At 65.3% G+C, this 14,820-nt stretch carries 16 protein-coding genes and 1 tRNA gene; 11 read left to right on the forward strand and 6 right to left on the reverse strand.

Annotated elements, in window-relative coordinates:
- Positions 1-8: 8 nt before the first annotated feature.
- The 3 genes from B6V75_RS06315 to B6V75_RS06325 are packed head-to-tail and all read left to right on the forward strand — an operon-like array spanning position 9 to position 3,046.
- A complete protein-coding gene (locus B6V75_RS06315; protein ID WP_075776148.1) occupies positions 9-887 on the forward strand; it encodes an ABC transporter permease subunit in 879 nt (292 codons plus the stop codon).
- Complete coding sequence (locus B6V75_RS06320) at positions 884-1,711, forward strand: ABC transporter permease subunit (protein WP_075776149.1); 828 nt, start codon at positions 884-886, stop codon at positions 1,709-1,711. Before B6V75_RS06315 ends, B6V75_RS06320 begins: the two co-directional genes overlap by 4 nt.
- A gap of 3 nt (positions 1,712-1,714) precedes the next feature.
- Entirely contained in the window at positions 1,715-3,046 is a 1,332-nt protein-coding gene (locus tag B6V75_RS06325; RefSeq protein ID WP_088719065.1) for a glutamine synthetase family protein, read from the forward strand.
- Between the two features lie 94 nt (positions 3,047-3,140).
- On the opposite strand, the gene B6V75_RS06330 is transcribed toward B6V75_RS06325, so the two are convergent.
- The 5 genes from B6V75_RS06330 to B6V75_RS06350 all read right to left on the reverse strand — a co-directional run bounded on the left by B6V75_RS06330 (position 3,141) and on the right by B6V75_RS06350 (position 6,315).
- On the reverse strand, positions 3,141-4,448 hold the full coding sequence (locus B6V75_RS06330) for an MATE family efflux transporter (RefSeq protein ID WP_088719066.1): 1,308 nt from the start codon (positions 4,446-4,448) through the stop codon (positions 3,141-3,143).
- On the reverse strand, positions 4,441-4,965 hold the full coding sequence (locus B6V75_RS06335; protein ID WP_075776152.1) for a PaaI family thioesterase: 525 nt from the start codon (positions 4,963-4,965) through the stop codon (positions 4,441-4,443). The genes B6V75_RS06330 and B6V75_RS06335 overlap by 8 nt, the downstream gene beginning before the upstream one ends.
- A complete protein-coding gene (locus tag B6V75_RS06340; protein WP_088719067.1) occupies positions 4,962-5,420 on the reverse strand; it encodes a PaaI family thioesterase in 459 nt (152 codons plus the stop codon). Before B6V75_RS06340 ends, B6V75_RS06335 begins: the two co-directional genes overlap by 4 nt.
- 65 nt (positions 5,421-5,485) lie before the next feature.
- On the reverse strand, positions 5,486-5,761 hold the full coding sequence (locus tag B6V75_RS06345) for a peptidase (protein ID WP_088719068.1): 276 nt from the start codon (positions 5,759-5,761) through the stop codon (positions 5,486-5,488).
- Between the two features lie 104 nt (positions 5,762-5,865).
- Positions 5,866-6,315 carry a nucleoside deaminase gene (locus tag B6V75_RS06350; protein ID WP_075776155.1) on the reverse strand — a complete coding sequence of 150 codons (450 nt, stop codon included), beginning with the start codon at positions 6,313-6,315 and terminating at the stop codon, positions 5,866-5,868.
- A 123-nt stretch (positions 6,316-6,438) separates the two neighbouring features.
- Here B6V75_RS06350 and B6V75_RS06355 point away from each other — a divergent pair, with 123 nt between their 5' ends.
- From B6V75_RS06355 to B6V75_RS06380, 6 genes are all read left to right on the forward strand, one after another.
- Positions 6,439-8,088 (forward strand): pseudouridine synthase, encoded by a 1,650-nt coding sequence (locus tag B6V75_RS06355; RefSeq protein WP_088719069.1) that lies wholly within the window; start codon positions 6,439-6,441, stop codon positions 8,086-8,088.
- Positions 8,089-8,341: 253 nt separating this feature from the next.
- On the forward strand, positions 8,342-9,253 hold the full coding sequence (locus B6V75_RS06360) for a 5-bromo-4-chloroindolyl phosphate hydrolysis family protein (RefSeq protein WP_088719070.1): 912 nt from the start codon (positions 8,342-8,344) through the stop codon (positions 9,251-9,253).
- Positions 9,254-9,314: 61 nt separating this feature from the next.
- Positions 9,315-10,493, forward strand: coding sequence for a toxic anion resistance protein (locus B6V75_RS06365; protein WP_088719071.1), 1,179 nt, complete (start codon positions 9,315-9,317; stop codon positions 10,491-10,493).
- Positions 10,490-11,458, forward strand: a complete 969-nt coding sequence (locus B6V75_RS06370; protein ID WP_233243024.1) for a DUF2927 domain-containing protein — start codon at positions 10,490-10,492, stop codon at positions 11,456-11,458. Before B6V75_RS06365 ends, B6V75_RS06370 begins: the two co-directional genes overlap by 4 nt.
- 22 nt (positions 11,459-11,480) lie before the next feature.
- A complete protein-coding gene (locus B6V75_RS06375) occupies positions 11,481-12,608 on the forward strand; it encodes an SPFH domain-containing protein (protein WP_075776160.1) in 1,128 nt (375 codons plus the stop codon).
- 4 nt (positions 12,609-12,612) lie between these two features.
- On the forward strand, positions 12,613-13,746 hold the full coding sequence (locus B6V75_RS06380) for a zinc ribbon domain-containing protein (RefSeq protein ID WP_240496912.1): 1,134 nt from the start codon (positions 12,613-12,615) through the stop codon (positions 13,744-13,746).
- Positions 13,747-13,750: 4 nt separating this feature from the next.
- Here B6V75_RS06380 and B6V75_RS18615 read toward each other — a convergent pair whose 3' ends face one another.
- Positions 13,751-13,927, reverse strand: coding sequence for a hypothetical protein (locus B6V75_RS18615; RefSeq protein ID WP_158275078.1), 177 nt, complete (start codon positions 13,925-13,927; stop codon positions 13,751-13,753).
- A 68-nt stretch (positions 13,928-13,995) separates the two neighbouring features.
- On the opposite strand from B6V75_RS18615, the gene B6V75_RS06385 reads away from it, so the two are divergent.
- Together B6V75_RS06385 and B6V75_RS06390 are read left to right on the forward strand one after the other, a co-directional pair.
- Complete coding sequence (locus B6V75_RS06385; protein WP_078539752.1) at positions 13,996-14,448, forward strand: thioredoxin domain-containing protein; 453 nt, start codon at positions 13,996-13,998, stop codon at positions 14,446-14,448.
- An 86-nt stretch (positions 14,449-14,534) separates the two neighbouring features.
- A tRNA-Ala gene (locus tag B6V75_RS06390) sits at positions 14,535-14,610 on the forward strand.
- Positions 14,611-14,820 lie beyond the last annotated feature (210 nt).

The raw sequence follows: 14,820 nt of genomic DNA on the forward strand, positions 1-14,820 counted from the left end.
CGATCCAGATGCTCAACAGCTGTTCCGATCCTTCCGCCCTTCACGGGCTTTCCTGGCTTCTGTGCTACCTGACAACGGGCAAGCACATGATGTTCTATGGCTCCTTTGGGATCGTGCTGATCCTGCTGGCCGTGACGGCGCCGGTGGCGCTGATCTTCGGTTTCGGGGGCGCGCTCGCCGCGCGGTCGACCCTCGCACCGCTGAAGCTTCTGGGACGCGGCTATATCGCGATGGTGCGCGGTGTGCCGGATATCATCTTCTTCCTCTTCGTGCCGATCGCGATGGACCAGGGGCTCGAATACCTGAAATCGCGCGCAATCTGCCCCGACCCCGGCCCCGCCTGGACGGGCAACGAGTTCCACGTCTGTGCCGCGGCGAAAATCCCGCTCGGCACCTCCCCACAATTCTACCACGAGGCCTATGGCTTCGCGCTGGCCGTGGTGGCCTTCTCCATCGTCTATGGGGCGTTCGCCGCGAACGTGCTGTTCGGTGCGATGCAGGCCGTGCCGCGCGCGCAGCTGGAGACCGCCGAGGCTTACGGCATGACCCGCGCGCAGGTGAACCGCCGCGTACTGATCCCGCAGATGTGGGCCTATGCGATCCCCGGCCTGTCGAACCTGTGGATGATCCTCATCAAGGCGACGCCTCTGCTGTTCCTTCTGGGCATCGAGGATATCGTCTACTGGGCGCGCGAACTCGGCGCGACCAAGTCGCAGATCTACTCCTATCCACACCCCGACTGGCGGCTCTACTACTTCCTCGCGCTGCTGGTCTTCTATCTGGTGATGACCAAGCTCTCCGAGATCGTGCTGGCGCGCATCAACCGCCGCCTCTCCTTCGGGCAGGCCACGGCTGCCGGTGAAGCGCTGAGAAAGGCGGGCGCATGAGCTGCATTCAGACCATCGCGGATTACGGTCTGCGGTCCGTGGGCATCGGCGAGCGGCTGCTGCCGCGCTCCGATTTCACCATGTGCCAGCAATTCACCCTGATCGGCTCGGGGATGATCTGGAACCTCTATTTCGGCATCCTCGCGCTTCTGGCGGGCTTCTTCCTCGCGACCACGCTGGCAGTGGCGAAGAACTCCGAACGTGCAATTTTCCGCAAACCCGCGGACTGGTTCATTTTCCTGTTCCGCGGCTCACCGCTCTTCATCCAGTTTTTCCTCGCCTACGAGGCCTTCGCGATGCTGCCCCGGGCTGGCTTCCCGATCCTTGGCATCACGGTCGCGACGGACTGGATCACGCGGGCCTGGGCAGGCGCCCTGATCGTGCTGTTCTTCAACACCTCCGCCTATGCCGCCGAGATTTTCTACGGCGCGCTGCGCTCGGTTCCGAAAGGCGACATGGAAGCCGCGGACGCCTATGGCATGACCGGCTGGACCAAATTCCGCCGCGTGACATGGCCGACGATGCTCCGGCTCGGTTGGCCGTCCTACACCAACGAGGCGATCTTCCTGTTCCACGCCACCACGCTCGTGTTCTTCTCGGGCTTCCCGGCGTTCCGGCAGGAGGGCGACGCGCTCTATTACGCGAAATATTTCGCGGACAAGACCTTCAATCCCTTCATCCCCTACCCGATCGCGGCGTTCTATTTCATCCTGCTCACGCTCTGCGTCATCGCGGTCTTCGGGGTGATCAACCGCCGCCTGAACCGCCATCTGCCGCAGGAAAGCCGCAAGCGCTTCCGGTTCAGGCCGCAGATTATCAGGTGACACATGAACTGGCTGCACGACCATCCCGACGTTCGCACGATCCGCGTGGCGGCGGCCGATCTCAACGGGGTGGCGCGCGGCAAGCGCCTGCCGGCCCGCTTCGCCGATAAGGTTTTCACCGAAGGGACGCGCTTTCCCTATTCGGTGATGAACCTCGACATCTGGGGCGAGGATGTCGAAGACAGCCCGCTTGTGTTCGAGTCCGGCGACGCCGACGGCCTTCTGATGCCGACAGAGCGGGGCTTCCTGCCGATGCCGTGGCTCTCGGCGCCGACGGCGCTGCTGCCGATCTGGATGTTCCACATGGACGGCACGCCCTATGCGGGCGATCCCCGGCAGGCGCTGGCCCGCGTCGTGGAACGCTACAAGGCTCTGGGGCTGACCCCCGTGGTCGCGACCGAGCTGGAATTCTTCCTGATCGACGATAGCGGCAAGACCCTGCGGGTGCCGCCCTCGCCGCGCTCGGGTAAACGCCGCACCGGCGGCGAGGTGCTATCGTTGCGCGCGCTCGACGCGTTCGACATTTTCTTCAGCCAGCTCTACGACGCCTGCGAGGCGATGGATATTCCCGCCGATACCGCGATCTCCGAAGCGGGTCCCGGCCAGTTCGAGATCAACCTTAGCCACCAACCCGACCCGCTGAAGGCCGCCGATGACAGCTGGCTGTTCAAGATGCTGGTGAAAGGGCTGGCACGCGCGCATGGTTTCGCCGCGTCCTTCATGGCGAAACCGTACGACGAATGGCCCGGCAACGGCATGCATATGCATTTCTCCGTGCTCGACGCCGAGGGCAACAACATCTTCAACGACGGCACGCCGCAGGGCTCGGATCAGATGCGCCACGCGGTCGCCGGCTGTCTGGCTGCGATGTCGGGCTCGGCGCTGATCTTCGCGCCGCATGAGAACAGCTATGACCGGCTGGTGCCCGACGCCCATGCGCCAACTGGGATCGCCTGGGCCTACGAGAACCGCACCTCAGCGCTGCGTATCCCGGCCTCTGGCCCGCAGGCGCGCCGGATCGAGCATCGCGTGGCGGGCGGCGACGTGAACCCCTACCTGATGATCGCCGCTATCCTGGGCGCGGCGCTGATCGGGATCGAAGACAAGATGGAAGCGCCCGAGCCGATCAAAGGCAACGCCTATGCGCTCGACCTGCCGCAGATGCCCACCGACTGGGAAGAGGCGATCGACGCCTTCCAGAATTGCGAGATCATGCCGCGCATCTTCGACCGCGAACTGATCACCAATTTCGCCATGACCAAGCGGCAGGAGCTGCATTACATGGCGGAGCTCTCGGATCAGGAACAGACCGAGCTTTACCTGGATACCGTCTGAAGGGGGCGCTGCCCCCTCGGGCTTCGCCCTCACCCCCGGGATATTTCTCCCAAGGGGAAGGGAGAGGCGGGGCGCAGTCAGAGGGGCCGCGCCTCTACCCGGATGAAGCTTTCGACTCGGCCCGGGGATAGAGCCGCGCCATCGTCAGGCCGCGCGTGGCGTTGAGGATCATCAGCCCGGCCCAGAGGCCGTGATTGCCGAAAAGCGGGATCAGCACGAATAGCGACACCGTGTAAATCGCGACCGAGACGACCATCGCGTTGCGCATCTCGCGCGTCAGGGTCGCGCCGATGAAAATGCCGTCGAGCATCCAGGCCGGTCCCCCGATCAGCGGGGCGGCAGCGATCCAGATCAGGTAGTCGCGCGCCTCGACGCGGACATTCGGCGCGGTCGTCATCAGGTCGATGATCGCGGGGCCTGCAAGCAGGAAGACCGCGCCCAGCACGAGCGCGCCACCGATCCCCCATTGCGAGGACACGATGCTCGCCCGGCGCAGCCGTGCCGCGGAATGCGCGCCCACGGCTTGGCCGACGAGGCTCTCGGCGGAGAAGGCGAACCCGTCCAGCGCGAAGGCCGTGATCTGCAGGAATTGCAGCAGCACCTGATTGGCCGCGAGGGTCACATCGCCCTGCCCCGCGCCGAGGAACAGGAAGGAGGTGAAGCTCGCCTGCAGCAGGATCGAGCGCAGCATGATGTCGGTATTCACCCGCGCCATAGTCGCCAGTTTCACGCGGTCGAAGATCGCGCGCGCGCGCCACAGCCCTCCCGCAAAGGCAGCGCGACACAGCCAAAGCGCCAGCAGCACACCGCCGATTTCGGAGATGAGCGTGGCGCCGGCTACGCCTTGCACGCCCCAACCGAAGCCGAGAACGAACAGAAGATCCAGCCCGACGTTCAACGCGTTCATCGCCACCTGCAGCAAGAGGACCCCGCGCGTGCGCTCCAGCGCGATCAACCATCCGGTGAAAGCGTAGAGCGAGATCGTCAGCGGCGCGCCCCAGATGCGGATCTGCAGGTAGTCGCGGGCAAGACCCTCGACCTCGTCGCTCGCTGGGGCAAGCTGAAAAGCGGCCCAGAACAGCGGCAATTGCAGCACGATGAGGCTCAGCCCGGCGATCCCCGCAATGATCAGCGCGCGCATCAGCCCGGCGGACACCTCGCCGGTGTCGCCCGTCCCATGCGCCTGGCTCACCAGCCCCGTTGTGCCCATCCGGAGGAAGCCGAAGATCCAGTAGAGCGAGGACAGGATCACCGCTCCGATCCCCACCGCCCCGATCGGCGCGGGCAGGCCGATCTGGCCGACGACAGCCGTGTCGACCGCGCCGAGGATAGGGATCGTGGCGTTCGAGAGGACGATGGGCAGCGCGATCTTCAGGACCCGCGCATGGGTAATCTCAGCCATTGGCGGAGGTATCGTCCCGCGCGGGCATCAGGAAGTGTCCGGTCGCCTGCGCGAAGATCCGGGTCCGGTTGTCTTGCCACGCCTCGACATGGACGCTGGCGTAACGCCGCCCCGAGCGGTTGACCCGCGCCCGCGCATAGGCGTCGCGCGGCAGGCCGGAGCGCAGGTAATCCACCGTGAAGTCGATCGTCTTGGGCAGCCGCGGCAGGCTCTCGGGCGTCAGCGCGTCGAAATCGATCCGCCCCGCCTCGATATCGTCCCAGAGGTAGGACCAGCTGAGCTCGATGATCGCGGTGACCTCTAGAAAGGCCGCCGTCACCCCGCCATGGATCGCGGGCAGCATCGGGTTGCCGATCAGCTTGTCATCATAGGACAGAACACCGGTCAGCTCGTCGCCGCGCCGGTCGAAACCGATGCCGAGGAATTGCGCGTAAGGAATGCCCTCGACGAGCATCTTGAGCGCGCCGTCACGGCGCTGCTTGACCTGCTGGACGGGTTCGGGCTTGGGACGGCTCATGCCTGGCCCTCCGATTTGGGCTTGTCGGGCCGCGAGACGGTGAAGGCACCGGTGGCAGTCGCCACGGGGCGCTCCGCGTCCTCGTCATGGGTGGTCGCACGCACGAAGGCCACCGAGCGAGTGACGTGATAGCATTCGGCCCGCGCGGTGATCCGCTGGCCGGGCGTGGCGGGGCGCATGTAATCGATGCGCAGATCGAGCGTTGCGGTGGAGGCTCCGGCCTGCGGATGGCTCATCACGGCGGCGCCCGCGCAGGTATCCATCAGCGCCGAGACGGCGCCGCCATGGATCACGCCGGTGCGAGGATCGCCCACGAAGCGCGTGTCATAGGGCATCGAGAGGGTCGCGCAGCCGGGGCGGATCTCGTCCATCTCCATTCCCAGCGCGCGGGAATGCGGGATCGCCTCGATGAACTGGCGGGCCTGTTCGAGTATCTTGTCGTTCTCGTCGCTCATGAAATCATCCCCGAATGTCTTGCGCGACTATCCCCGCTGGCCGACGGGGTTACAAGACCCGCGCCTCAGCCCTGCCCCTGCGACACCAGGAAATAGCGCGCGATCCCGTAGAGGTAGAAACCGGTGAACATGATGTTGAGATATTTCAGCTGGCGCTCTGTATGCAGCCAGGCGTGATAGGCCCAGATCAGGCAGAATGGCAGGCTGAGAAACAGGTTGAGCGGGTACCAGTTCTGCACGATGGCAATGGTGGAGGCGATGCCGAGGGCGAGCGCGACCCATTTCATCTCTTGCTGATAGGCCGCAAGGCCACCTTCGCGCAGACGCAATGCCGAACGCATTCCCGATCCTTCTGGTCGTCTTCGATATAGGGGATCGCGGCCCCTCGGGCCTGCGATACGCTTGATATGCCACATGAAAGTAGACGCGTCCAGACGGGCGAGGCTCAGCGGCGCGCTGCGAAGAAATCCTTCAGGAGCGCCTCGGCCTCCGCCGCCCCGATGCCGTCGTAGATTTCCGGCACGTGGTGGCTCTGCGGATGCGCGAAGATGCGCGGCCCCTGCGCGACGCCGCCCGATTTCGGATCGGCCGCGCCATAATAGAGCCGCGCGATCCGGGCCTGCGAGATCGCCGAGGCGCACATCGGACAGGGCTCGAGCGTGACATAGAGGTCGTAACCGGGCAGCCGCTCCGAGCCGATCTGCGCACAGGCGTCGCGCATCGCGAGAATCTCGGCATGGGCCGTCGGATCGCCCAGCTCGCGCGTGCGGTTGCCCGCAGAGGCCACCACCCTACCGTCAGGGGAGACGACCACCGCGCCGACGGGCACTTCGCCGCGCTTGGCCGCCGCGCGCGCCTCTGCCAGCGCCTGTTGCATGAAAGACCGGAATTCCATGGCTCTTCATCGCTTGCAAATCCGCGCTTATCAAGACGCTTCCCACGCGCCTCGGAAAGGTGTAGATCGCGGTCTTTCGCGCCCGAGCGACTCGCGCGCCCCCTCCCCTAGAAGGAACCGGACATGACCGACACTCCCGAAAATTCCGCCCCGAAATCCGTCGAAAAATCCGCCGCGAAGGAACGCGTCGCCAAGGTGATCGCGCGCTCCGGCGTGGCCTCGCGCCGCGACGCCGAGAAGATGATCCTCGCCGGCAAGGTCGCGGTGAACGGCAAGCAGATCGACTCGCCCGCACTCGACGTGGCGGCCTCGGACAAGATCACCATCGACGGCAAGGCGATCGACGCACCGCAGGAGACGCGGCTGTGGCTCTATTACAAGCCGCTGGGTCTGGTCACGACCGAGAAGGACGAACAGGGCCGCCGTACGATTTTCGACGAAATGCCCGAAGGCATGCCGCGCGTGCTGAACGTGGGCCGTCTCGACCTCAACTCCGAAGGCCTGCTTCTCTTGACCAATGACGGCGGCCTCAAGCGCCGTCTGGAACTGCCCGAGACCGGCTGGCTGCGCAAATACCGCGTTCGCGTGAATGGCCGCCCGACCGAGCAGAGCTTCGAGCCGCTGCGCCAAGGCATAACCATCGACGGCGAAGAATTCCTGCCGATGGAGGTCTCGCTCGACCGTCAGCAGGGCGCGAATGCGTGGCTGACCGTGGGCATCCGTGAAGGCCGCAACCGCGAAATCCGTCGCGCCATGACCGAGATCGGCTTCCAGGTGAACCGCCTGATCCGGATCAGCTATGGTCCGTTCCGCCTGATGGACATGAAGGCAGGCGACGTCATGGAAGTGAAGCGCAAGATGCTGCGCGACCAGCTGGGCGGCCTGCTCGACGACAAGCCGGTGGGCGGCGAAGCGAAGCCCGAGCGCAAGGAGCGTGGGGATCGCCCGGAGCGCGGCGAGCGCAAGGACCGGGGCGACAAGCCGCGCTTCAAGCGGGATCGCGATGACGGCGGCCGCGATGACAAGCCGCGCTTCCGCAAGGATCGTGACGAAGGCGGCCGTGAGGATCGTCCGCGCAAGCCGCGCACGGGCGGCTTCAAATCGCATCGTGACGAGGGCGACCGCGGAGATCGGGGCGAGCGCGGCGATCGTGGGCCGCGCTTCTCGAAGGATCGGGGCGACCGCCCGGATCGCGGGCCGCGTGGCGACAAGCCGCGCTTCAACCGGGACCGCGACGAGGGTAGCCGCGACGACAAGCCGCGCTTCCGCAAGGACCGCGAAGAGGGCGGGCGCGAGGATCGCCCGTTCCGCGACGGGCCACGCAAGCCGCGGGCCGGTGGCTTCAAGTCGCATCGCGATGAAGGCGAGCGCGGCGATCGGGGTCCGCGTTTCTCGAAGGATCGTGGAGACCGTCCGGATCGTGGGCCGCGTGGCGACAAGCCCAGCTTCAACCGCGACCGCGATGACCGCTCCGGCGGGAAGTTCGGCGGCAAGCCCAGTGGGAAGTTCGGCGACAAGGCGCGCTTCAGCCGGGACCGCGACGAAGCGGGCCGCGACGACCGTGGCGGCGACAAGCCCCGCTCGGGCGGGTTCAAATCGCATGGTGGCAAACCGGGCGGGAAACCGCGTTCGGGCGGCTTCAAATCCCACGGCGACGCGCGCGGCGACCGGCTCGCACGTTCCGGCGGCTTCAAATCGCATGGCGGCAAGCCGGGCGGAAAACCCGGCGGCAAGCCCTTCGGCGGCAAGCCGCGCGGTGGCAACCGCGACTGACCGGCGAAAACACGCTGTGAGTGAGGGGAAAACCGCCGTGGTTTTCCCCTCACTTTTTTCCTCGGCGGGTTTACGCGAATTTCACACCGTCTCTCTGGCATAGACCCGCCAGCCTGCTTATAAAATATTATCAGGACGCCGGAATTCGCGTCCGATGGCAGGGGCTGGCGATGTCGCGCGAAGCGCAAAAAAGAATCGCTTTCTGGCTGATGATCGCGCTGACGCTGTCGGTCGCGTTCACCGGGAGCGTGTGATGGCTCAACGCTATGGCGGAAAATACTCGCCCCAAGGTCCGGCCAGCGGGCCCGACCTGCACGATCCCCGCAGCATACCTCCCCATCGCCGTCCCGATGCTCGCCACCCCCAGGAAGGCCGTCCGTTCTGGATCGTGGCCGCCGCCCTGCCCTTTCTGCTGAGCGCTTTCGGCAGCGGGCCCCTCACCTTGGCCCGCGCGCTCGCGGCTTTCGCGCTGATCGCGGGCGCCGCCTGGACGATCCGCGAGGGGCTGCGGGCGGAATTCGCCTATGTCGCCCGCGCCTCGGCCAAGCGGCCCGCCTTTCCTCGGAAGATTCTGGGCTCGGTCGCCTATGGGCTGGGCCTCGCCATCGGCGCACAAGCGCCCGGCCTCGGTGTGATCGGAGCCGCCGGGATCGGCGCGATCGGCACCGTTGTCTCGCTCGTGACCTTCGGTCTCGATCCGCTGAAGGACAAAGGGATGGACGGCGTCGATGAATTTCAGCAAGAGCGCGTCGCCCGCGTGGTCAAGGAGGGCGAGGCCTATCTGGAAGAGATGCGCAAGGCGATCACCCCCTCGGGCGAGCGTGTCCTGATCGGCCGGGTCGAGCAATTCGCCACCACTGCCCGCGATCTGTTCCGCGCGGTCGAGGAAGACCCCGGCGATCTGGCGCAGGCGCGGCGCTACATGACGGTCTATCTGCAGGGCGCGCGCGACGCGACGATCAAGTTCGCCGACCTGTGGCGCAACACCCGCGATCAGACCGCACGCGACGATTACGCGGCGCTGCTGGATGATCTGGAGGCGAATTTCACCGCGCGCACCAGGAAGATGCTGGAGGACGGCCGCGAAGGGCTGGAAATCGAGATCGACGTTCTGCGCGACCGGCTGGCGCGCGAAGGGGTCGTGCCGACGACCCGAAAGACATGACGAGGCGTGACGTGACACGTGACCCCGGGACCTGTCCCGACAGGCGCAAGGAGGCCCTGAGATGACCGAGACGACCCGCCAGAAGGCGACCGAGCTGATGACCGAAGTGGAAGGTGTCAGCGGCTCCCTGCTGCCCGAGCCGGGCCCGGCAGAGGCGGTGACCCCGCTCGATCAGGCTCCGCCGGAAACCGCCGAGGAAATCCGCAAGCGCATGGCCGAGCTGGACATGAGCGACACGAATTCGATCGTCCGCTTCGGTTCGCGCGCGCAGACCGATCTGCAATCGATCAGCCAGGAAATGCTCTCGGGCGTCAAGAACAAGGATGTCGGCCCCGCCGGGGACAGCCTGCGCCAGATCGTCACCACGATCCGCGGCTTCTCGGTGTCGGAACTCGATGTACGCCGCAAGCGCAGCTGGTGGGAGAAACTGCTGGGCCGCGCCGCTCCGTTTGGCAATTTCGTCGCCCGCTTCGAGGAGGTGCAGGGCCAGATCGACCGCGTCACCGACGAGTTGCTGAGCCACGAGCATAACCTGCTCAAGGACATCAAATCGCTCGATATGCTCTACGACAAGACGCTGCATTTCTACGACGAGCTCGCGCTCTACATTGCAGCGGGCGTTGAAAAGCTGGCCCAGCTCGACACGCAGGAAATACCTGCAAAAGAAACAGAGATGGAAGCCGCTTCCGAAGATCAGAAAGTACTCAAGGCACAGGAAGTCCGCGATCTGCGCGCCGCGCGCGACGATCTGGAACGCCGGGTGCATGATCTGAAACTGACGCGTCAGGTGACGATGCAGTCGCTGCCTTCGATCCGGCTGGTCCAGGAAAACGACAAGAGCCTTGTGACCAAGATCAACTCGACGCTGGTGAACACGGTGCCTCTCTGGGAGACTCAGCTGGCGCAGGCGGTCACGATCCAGCGCTCGCGCGAGGCGGCGGGCGCCGTGCGCGAAGCGAATGACCTCACCAACGACCTGCTGACCGCCAACGCCAAGAACCTGCGCGAAGCCAATGCCGAGATCCGCACCGAAATGGAACGCGGCGTTTTCGACATCGAGGCGGTGAAAGCGGCCAATGCCGATCTGGTCGCCACGATCGAAGACAGCCTGCGCATCGCCGACGAAGGCAAGCGCAAGCGGGCCGATGCCGAGAAGGAACTGATCGAGATGGAAGACAAGCTGCGCAACACCCTGTCGGCGGCGAAATCCTCCGCACAGGCCGGCGGAGCTGCGGGATGATGCGGATGCGTGCGGCCTTCCCGGTTCTTGCAGGGCTGGCGGCGCTGGCCCTTTCGGCCTGCACGCCGGGCTTGGGCGGCTCGCCGCTCGCACCGGACAAGACCGCGCGCCCGCCCAGCGCGCCAGCCGATCTCGACCGCTCCAAGGTCACGGAGCAGAGCGCGCTGTCGCGAGAGATGTCTGCCTATTTCGCCAAGACCGCCGCCGAGATGGAAAGCCGCGGCCAGCTGCGCACCGATGTCGCGCCGCGCGATGCACCGTTCAACCAGCGCCAACTGGTGCAGAACTTTATCCATATCGCGCTCTACGACGAATACGCGGCGCAGGGCGGCGGGTTCGTCGCCCGCCAGACCCCCTCTCGGCTGCGGCGCTGGGAGAAACCGGTGCGGATGGACGTCGATTTCGGCGCCTCGATTCCCAAGACCGACCGCGCCTCGGATGTCGCCGAAGTGCGCGCCTATGCGGGCAAGCTCGCGAGCGCCTCGCGCCATCCGGTCAGCGTTGTAAAGCATGGCGGCAATTTCCACGTGCTGTTCCTCAACGAAGACGAGCGTCGCGCGATCGGCCCGCGCCTGCGACAACTCGTGCCGGGGATCGATGAAAGCTCAGTCGAGGCGATCACGAACCTGCCGCTGTCCACCTACTGTGTCGTCTTCGCCTTCTCGCAGGGCGACAGCCCGATCTATACCGACGCGGTCGCGGTGATCCGCGGCGAGCACCCGCCGGAACTGCGCACCAGCTGTATCCACGAGGAGCTGGCTCAGGGGCTCGGCCTCGCGAATGACTATCCACGCGCGCGGCCCTCGATCTTCAACGATGACGAGGAATTCTCGCTGCTGACCAAGCATGACGAGCTGCTGCTTCAGATGCTTTACGATCCGCGCCTGAAGCCCGGCATGACCGAACGCGAGGCCCGCCCGATCGTCACCACCATCGCCGCCGAATTGCTGGGCGGCGCAAGCTGAGAACCAAGAAGGAACCGCATCCATGGGCATTCTCGATTTCCTCTCGGGCGAATTCATCGACGTCATCGGCTGGACCGACGACACCCGCGACACGATGGTCTGGCGGTTCGAACGTGAGGGCCATGCGATCAAATACGGCGCCAAGCTGACGGTGCGCGAAGGGCAGGCCGCCGTCTTCGTCCATGAGGGGCAGCTGGCCGATATCTTCGGTCCGGGCCTCTACATGCTGGAGACGAACAACCTGCCGATTCTGACGACGCTTCAGCATTGGGATCACGGGTTCAAATCGCCCTTCCAGTCCGAAATCTATTTCGTCAACACAACGCGGTTCAATGACCTCAAATGGGGCACGAAGAACCCGGTCATGGCGCGCGATCCCGAATTCGGCCCGGTGCGCATCCGCGCCTTCGGCACCTATTCGATGCGTGTCACCGACCCGGGCAAGTTCCTGACCGAGATCGTCGGCACCGACGGCGAGTTCACCTCGGACGAGATCAGCTACCAGCTGCGCAACGTGATCGTGCAGGAGTTTTCGCGCGCCATCGCCAGCTCGGGCATCCCGGTCCTCGACATGGCGGCGAACACTGCGGACATGGGTAAGGTGATCACCAAGGCGATCGCACCCACCATTGCGAATTACGGGCTGGAGCTGCCGGAATTCTACATCGAGAACGTCTCGCTTCCCGAAGCGGTGGAGGCGGTTCTCGACAAGCGCACCTCGATGGGCATCGTGGGCGATCTGAACCGCTACATGCAATATAATGCCGCGGAGGCCATGGGGCAGCCGGGCTCGGGCGCCTCCGCCGGGATGGGCGCGGCGATGGGGGCCGGAATGGGCGCGGGCATGGGCATGGCAATGGGTCAGCAGATGGGGCCGTGGGGGCAGATGGGTCAACAACCCGCCGCCGCCGCACCGCCGCCCCCTCCCCCGCCACCGGTCGAGAAGGTCTGGCATCTCGCGGTCAACGGCCAGACCCAGGGGCCCTTCGGGCGCGGCCATCTGGGACGCATGGTCTCGGAAGGCTCGCTCACCCGTGACAGTCTCGTCTGGACGCCGGGTCAGAACGGCTGGATGCGCGCCGAGGACGTGACCGAACTGGCGCAGCTCTTCACCATCGCACCGCCGCCGCCCCCGCCTGCTGCGAGCTGATCCGATGCTGGGTTTCCCGAAAGTGGGGCGGAGCGCAGCTGCCGCCCCTGCCGACCCACGCGGCGAGAGCCACTATCACTGCGAAAGCTGCGGCGCCGATCTGCGGTTTGCGCCGGGCCAGACGCGGCTCGTCTGCGATCACTGCGGCCATGTGCAGGACATTCCCTCCGCCACCGGGCGCGGTGAGGCCCGTTTGCGCGAATTGCCGCTCGACGATGCGCTGACCCGCGAATTGCCCGCGCAGGAGATGGAGGAGCACCGCACCGTCTCCTGCCCCAATTGCGGCGCCTCGATCGAGCTGCAGAATGGCGAGCACGCGACCGAATGCCCGTTCTGCGCGACGCCGGTGGTGGTCGATACCGGCACGACGCGGCTGATCAAGCCGCAAGGCGTGCTCCCCTTCCAACTGACCGAGGAACAGGCGCGCGCGGCGCTCTCGAAATGGCTCGGCTCGCTGTGGTTCGCGCCCAACGGGCTGTCGCAATATGCCCGCAAAGGCCGGCGCATGACCGGCATCTACGCGCCCTTCTGGACCTTCGATGCCGCCACCCGCACGCGCTATTCCGGGCAGCGCGGCGATGCTTACTACGTCACGCGCACGGTGCAGACCGACAAGGGCCCCCGCACCGAGCAGGTCCGTCGCATCCGCTGGACCCCGGTCTCGGGTCAGGTCGCGCGCGATTTCGACGATGTGGTGATCTACGCCGCGCGCTCGCTGCCGCCCGATTACGTGCAGGCGCTGCGCCCTTGGGATTTGACGGCGCTCGAACCCTACCGGCGCGATTACCTCGCGGGCTTCACCGCCGAGGGCTACACCGTGCAACTGCAAGAGGGCCATCATGCCGCGCAGGCAGAGATGATCCGCGTCATCCAGACCGACATCCGTCGCGATATCGGCGGCGACGAGCAGCGGATCGGCGCGATGGACCCGCAGTTCTCGGCCGAAACCTTCAAGCATATCCTGCTACCGATCTGGACCGCCGCGTACAAGTTCCGCGGCCGCTCCTACCGCTTCGTCGTCAACGCCCAGACGGGCCGCGTGCGCGGGGATCGCCCGTGGTCGGCATGGAAGATCGCACTGGCAGTGATTGCTGCACTAATCGTGGCGGGCGTGTTCTTCTACCTGAAAGGCCGCTGAGAGATCAGCCTTTTGCCAAGTCTTCCATCCCGAAGGCGACGCCCTGCGGCGCGAGCCATTCGGCGAAGCGCGCAATCTTCTCGTCAATCGAGCAGGTATTGGTCTGCCGCGCCATTTCGATGTCATAGGCGGCGCGAAGATCCATCTGGCGTTCGGGGCTCAGCTCTTTCCAGCGCGTCATGTCGTCTCCTTGCAAAGCCGAAGTGGGTTCCCGATATATCTTTCAACCCAATGTAAAGGAGGGGTGACATGACCCAATCCTCTCAAAGCTATCGTGTGACCTGCCTCGATTGCGGACAGGCCAACCGCGTCCCCGCCGAGAAGCTGGGCGCGAACCCGAAATGCGGCACCTGCGGCGGATGGCTCGTTTCGCACAAGGTGACGGAAGTAGATTTCAAGACGCTCGCCAAGGCCGAGAAGGACGACCTGCCGCTGCTGGTCGATTTCTGGGCGCCGTGGTGCGGCCCGTGCAAGGCGATGGCGCCGCAGTTCAACATGGCCGCAGAGAAGCTGACACCGCATGTGCGGCTCGCGAAGATCAACACGCAGGTGAACCCTACCGCGACTCAACGCTACCGGATTCAGGGCATCCCCGCCTTCATCCTGTTCGCGAAAGGCCGCGAGGTCGCCCGTGCCGCAGGCGCCCGCCCGGCAGGCGATCTGGTCAATTTCGTGAAGTCGAAAATCTCGGTGCCCGCATAAAGCGGATCGGCAGAAATTTTAGCGTGCGGCGCGGGCGGGCCGCTTGACAACGCCCGCGCCTTGCGCGAAATACCACGCCACGGTACGGGGCCTTAGCTCAGCTGGGAGAGCGCGTCGTTCGCAATGACGAGGTCAGGGGTTCGATCCCCCTAGGCTCCACCAAACCGCCTCAAAAAGCGCCCGACCTTCGGGCGCTTTTTGCGTTTCAAAGCGATCTCAAATACTTAGCGGAAGAGAGCCAGCCAATGGCCCCGCATTGTGGATGAACTATCCCCAGATTTCGTGGCACCCGCCCGGCTTATCCACCACAAATTGCTTTACAGAACGCAAACCTGCCTACACGATATGTTGTAGGGAAAGGCGGCTGCTACC

It is taken from the genome of Thioclava sp. F1Mire-8 (assembly GCF_002213165.1).
GTDB classification, from domain to species: domain Bacteria; phylum Pseudomonadota; class Alphaproteobacteria; order Rhodobacterales; family Rhodobacteraceae; genus Thioclava; species Thioclava nitratireducens.

Bases quoted from the DNA above. Each gene is read 5' to 3' on its own strand.
- B6V75_RS06360 (WP_088719070.1), top strand. From the start codon at position 8,342: ATGGCTCAACGCTATGGCGGAAAATACTCGCCCCAAGGTCCGGCCAGC.
- B6V75_RS06350 (WP_075776155.1), bottom strand. From the start codon at position 6,315: ATGGAATTCCGGTCTTTCATGCAACAGGCGCTGGCAGAGGCGCGCGCG.
- B6V75_RS06335 (WP_075776152.1), bottom strand. From the start codon at position 4,965: ATGAGCCGTCCCAAGCCCGAACCCGTCCAGCAGGTCAAGCAGCGCCGT.
- B6V75_RS06380 (WP_240496912.1), top strand. From the start codon at position 12,613: ATGCTGGGTTTCCCGAAAGTGGGGCGGAGCGCAGCTGCCGCCCCTGCC.
- B6V75_RS06315 (WP_075776148.1), top strand. From the start codon at position 9: ATGCTCAACAGCTGTTCCGATCCTTCCGCCCTTCACGGGCTTTCCTGG.
- B6V75_RS18615 (WP_158275078.1), bottom strand. From the start codon at position 13,927: ATGACGCGCTGGAAAGAGCTGAGCCCCGAACGCCAGATGGATCTTCGC.
- B6V75_RS06375 (WP_075776160.1), top strand. From the start codon at position 11,481: ATGGGCATTCTCGATTTCCTCTCGGGCGAATTCATCGACGTCATCGGC.
- B6V75_RS06365 (WP_088719071.1), top strand. From the start codon at position 9,315: ATGACCGAGACGACCCGCCAGAAGGCGACCGAGCTGATGACCGAAGTG.
- B6V75_RS06340 (WP_088719067.1), bottom strand. From the start codon at position 5,420: ATGAGCGACGAGAACGACAAGATACTCGAACAGGCCCGCCAGTTCATC.
- B6V75_RS06330 (WP_088719066.1), bottom strand. From the start codon at position 4,448: ATGGCTGAGATTACCCATGCGCGGGTCCTGAAGATCGCGCTGCCCATC.
- B6V75_RS06320 (WP_075776149.1), top strand. From the start codon at position 884: ATGAGCTGCATTCAGACCATCGCGGATTACGGTCTGCGGTCCGTGGGC.
- B6V75_RS06325 (WP_088719065.1), top strand. From the start codon at position 1,715: ATGAACTGGCTGCACGACCATCCCGACGTTCGCACGATCCGCGTGGCG.
- B6V75_RS06385 (WP_078539752.1), top strand. From the start codon at position 13,996: ATGACCCAATCCTCTCAAAGCTATCGTGTGACCTGCCTCGATTGCGGA.
- B6V75_RS06345 (WP_088719068.1), bottom strand. From the start codon at position 5,761: ATGCGTTCGGCATTGCGTCTGCGCGAAGGTGGCCTTGCGGCCTATCAG.
- B6V75_RS06370 (WP_233243024.1), top strand. From the start codon at position 10,490: ATGATGCGGATGCGTGCGGCCTTCCCGGTTCTTGCAGGGCTGGCGGCG.
- B6V75_RS06355 (WP_088719069.1), top strand. From the start codon at position 6,439: ATGACCGACACTCCCGAAAATTCCGCCCCGAAATCCGTCGAAAAATCC.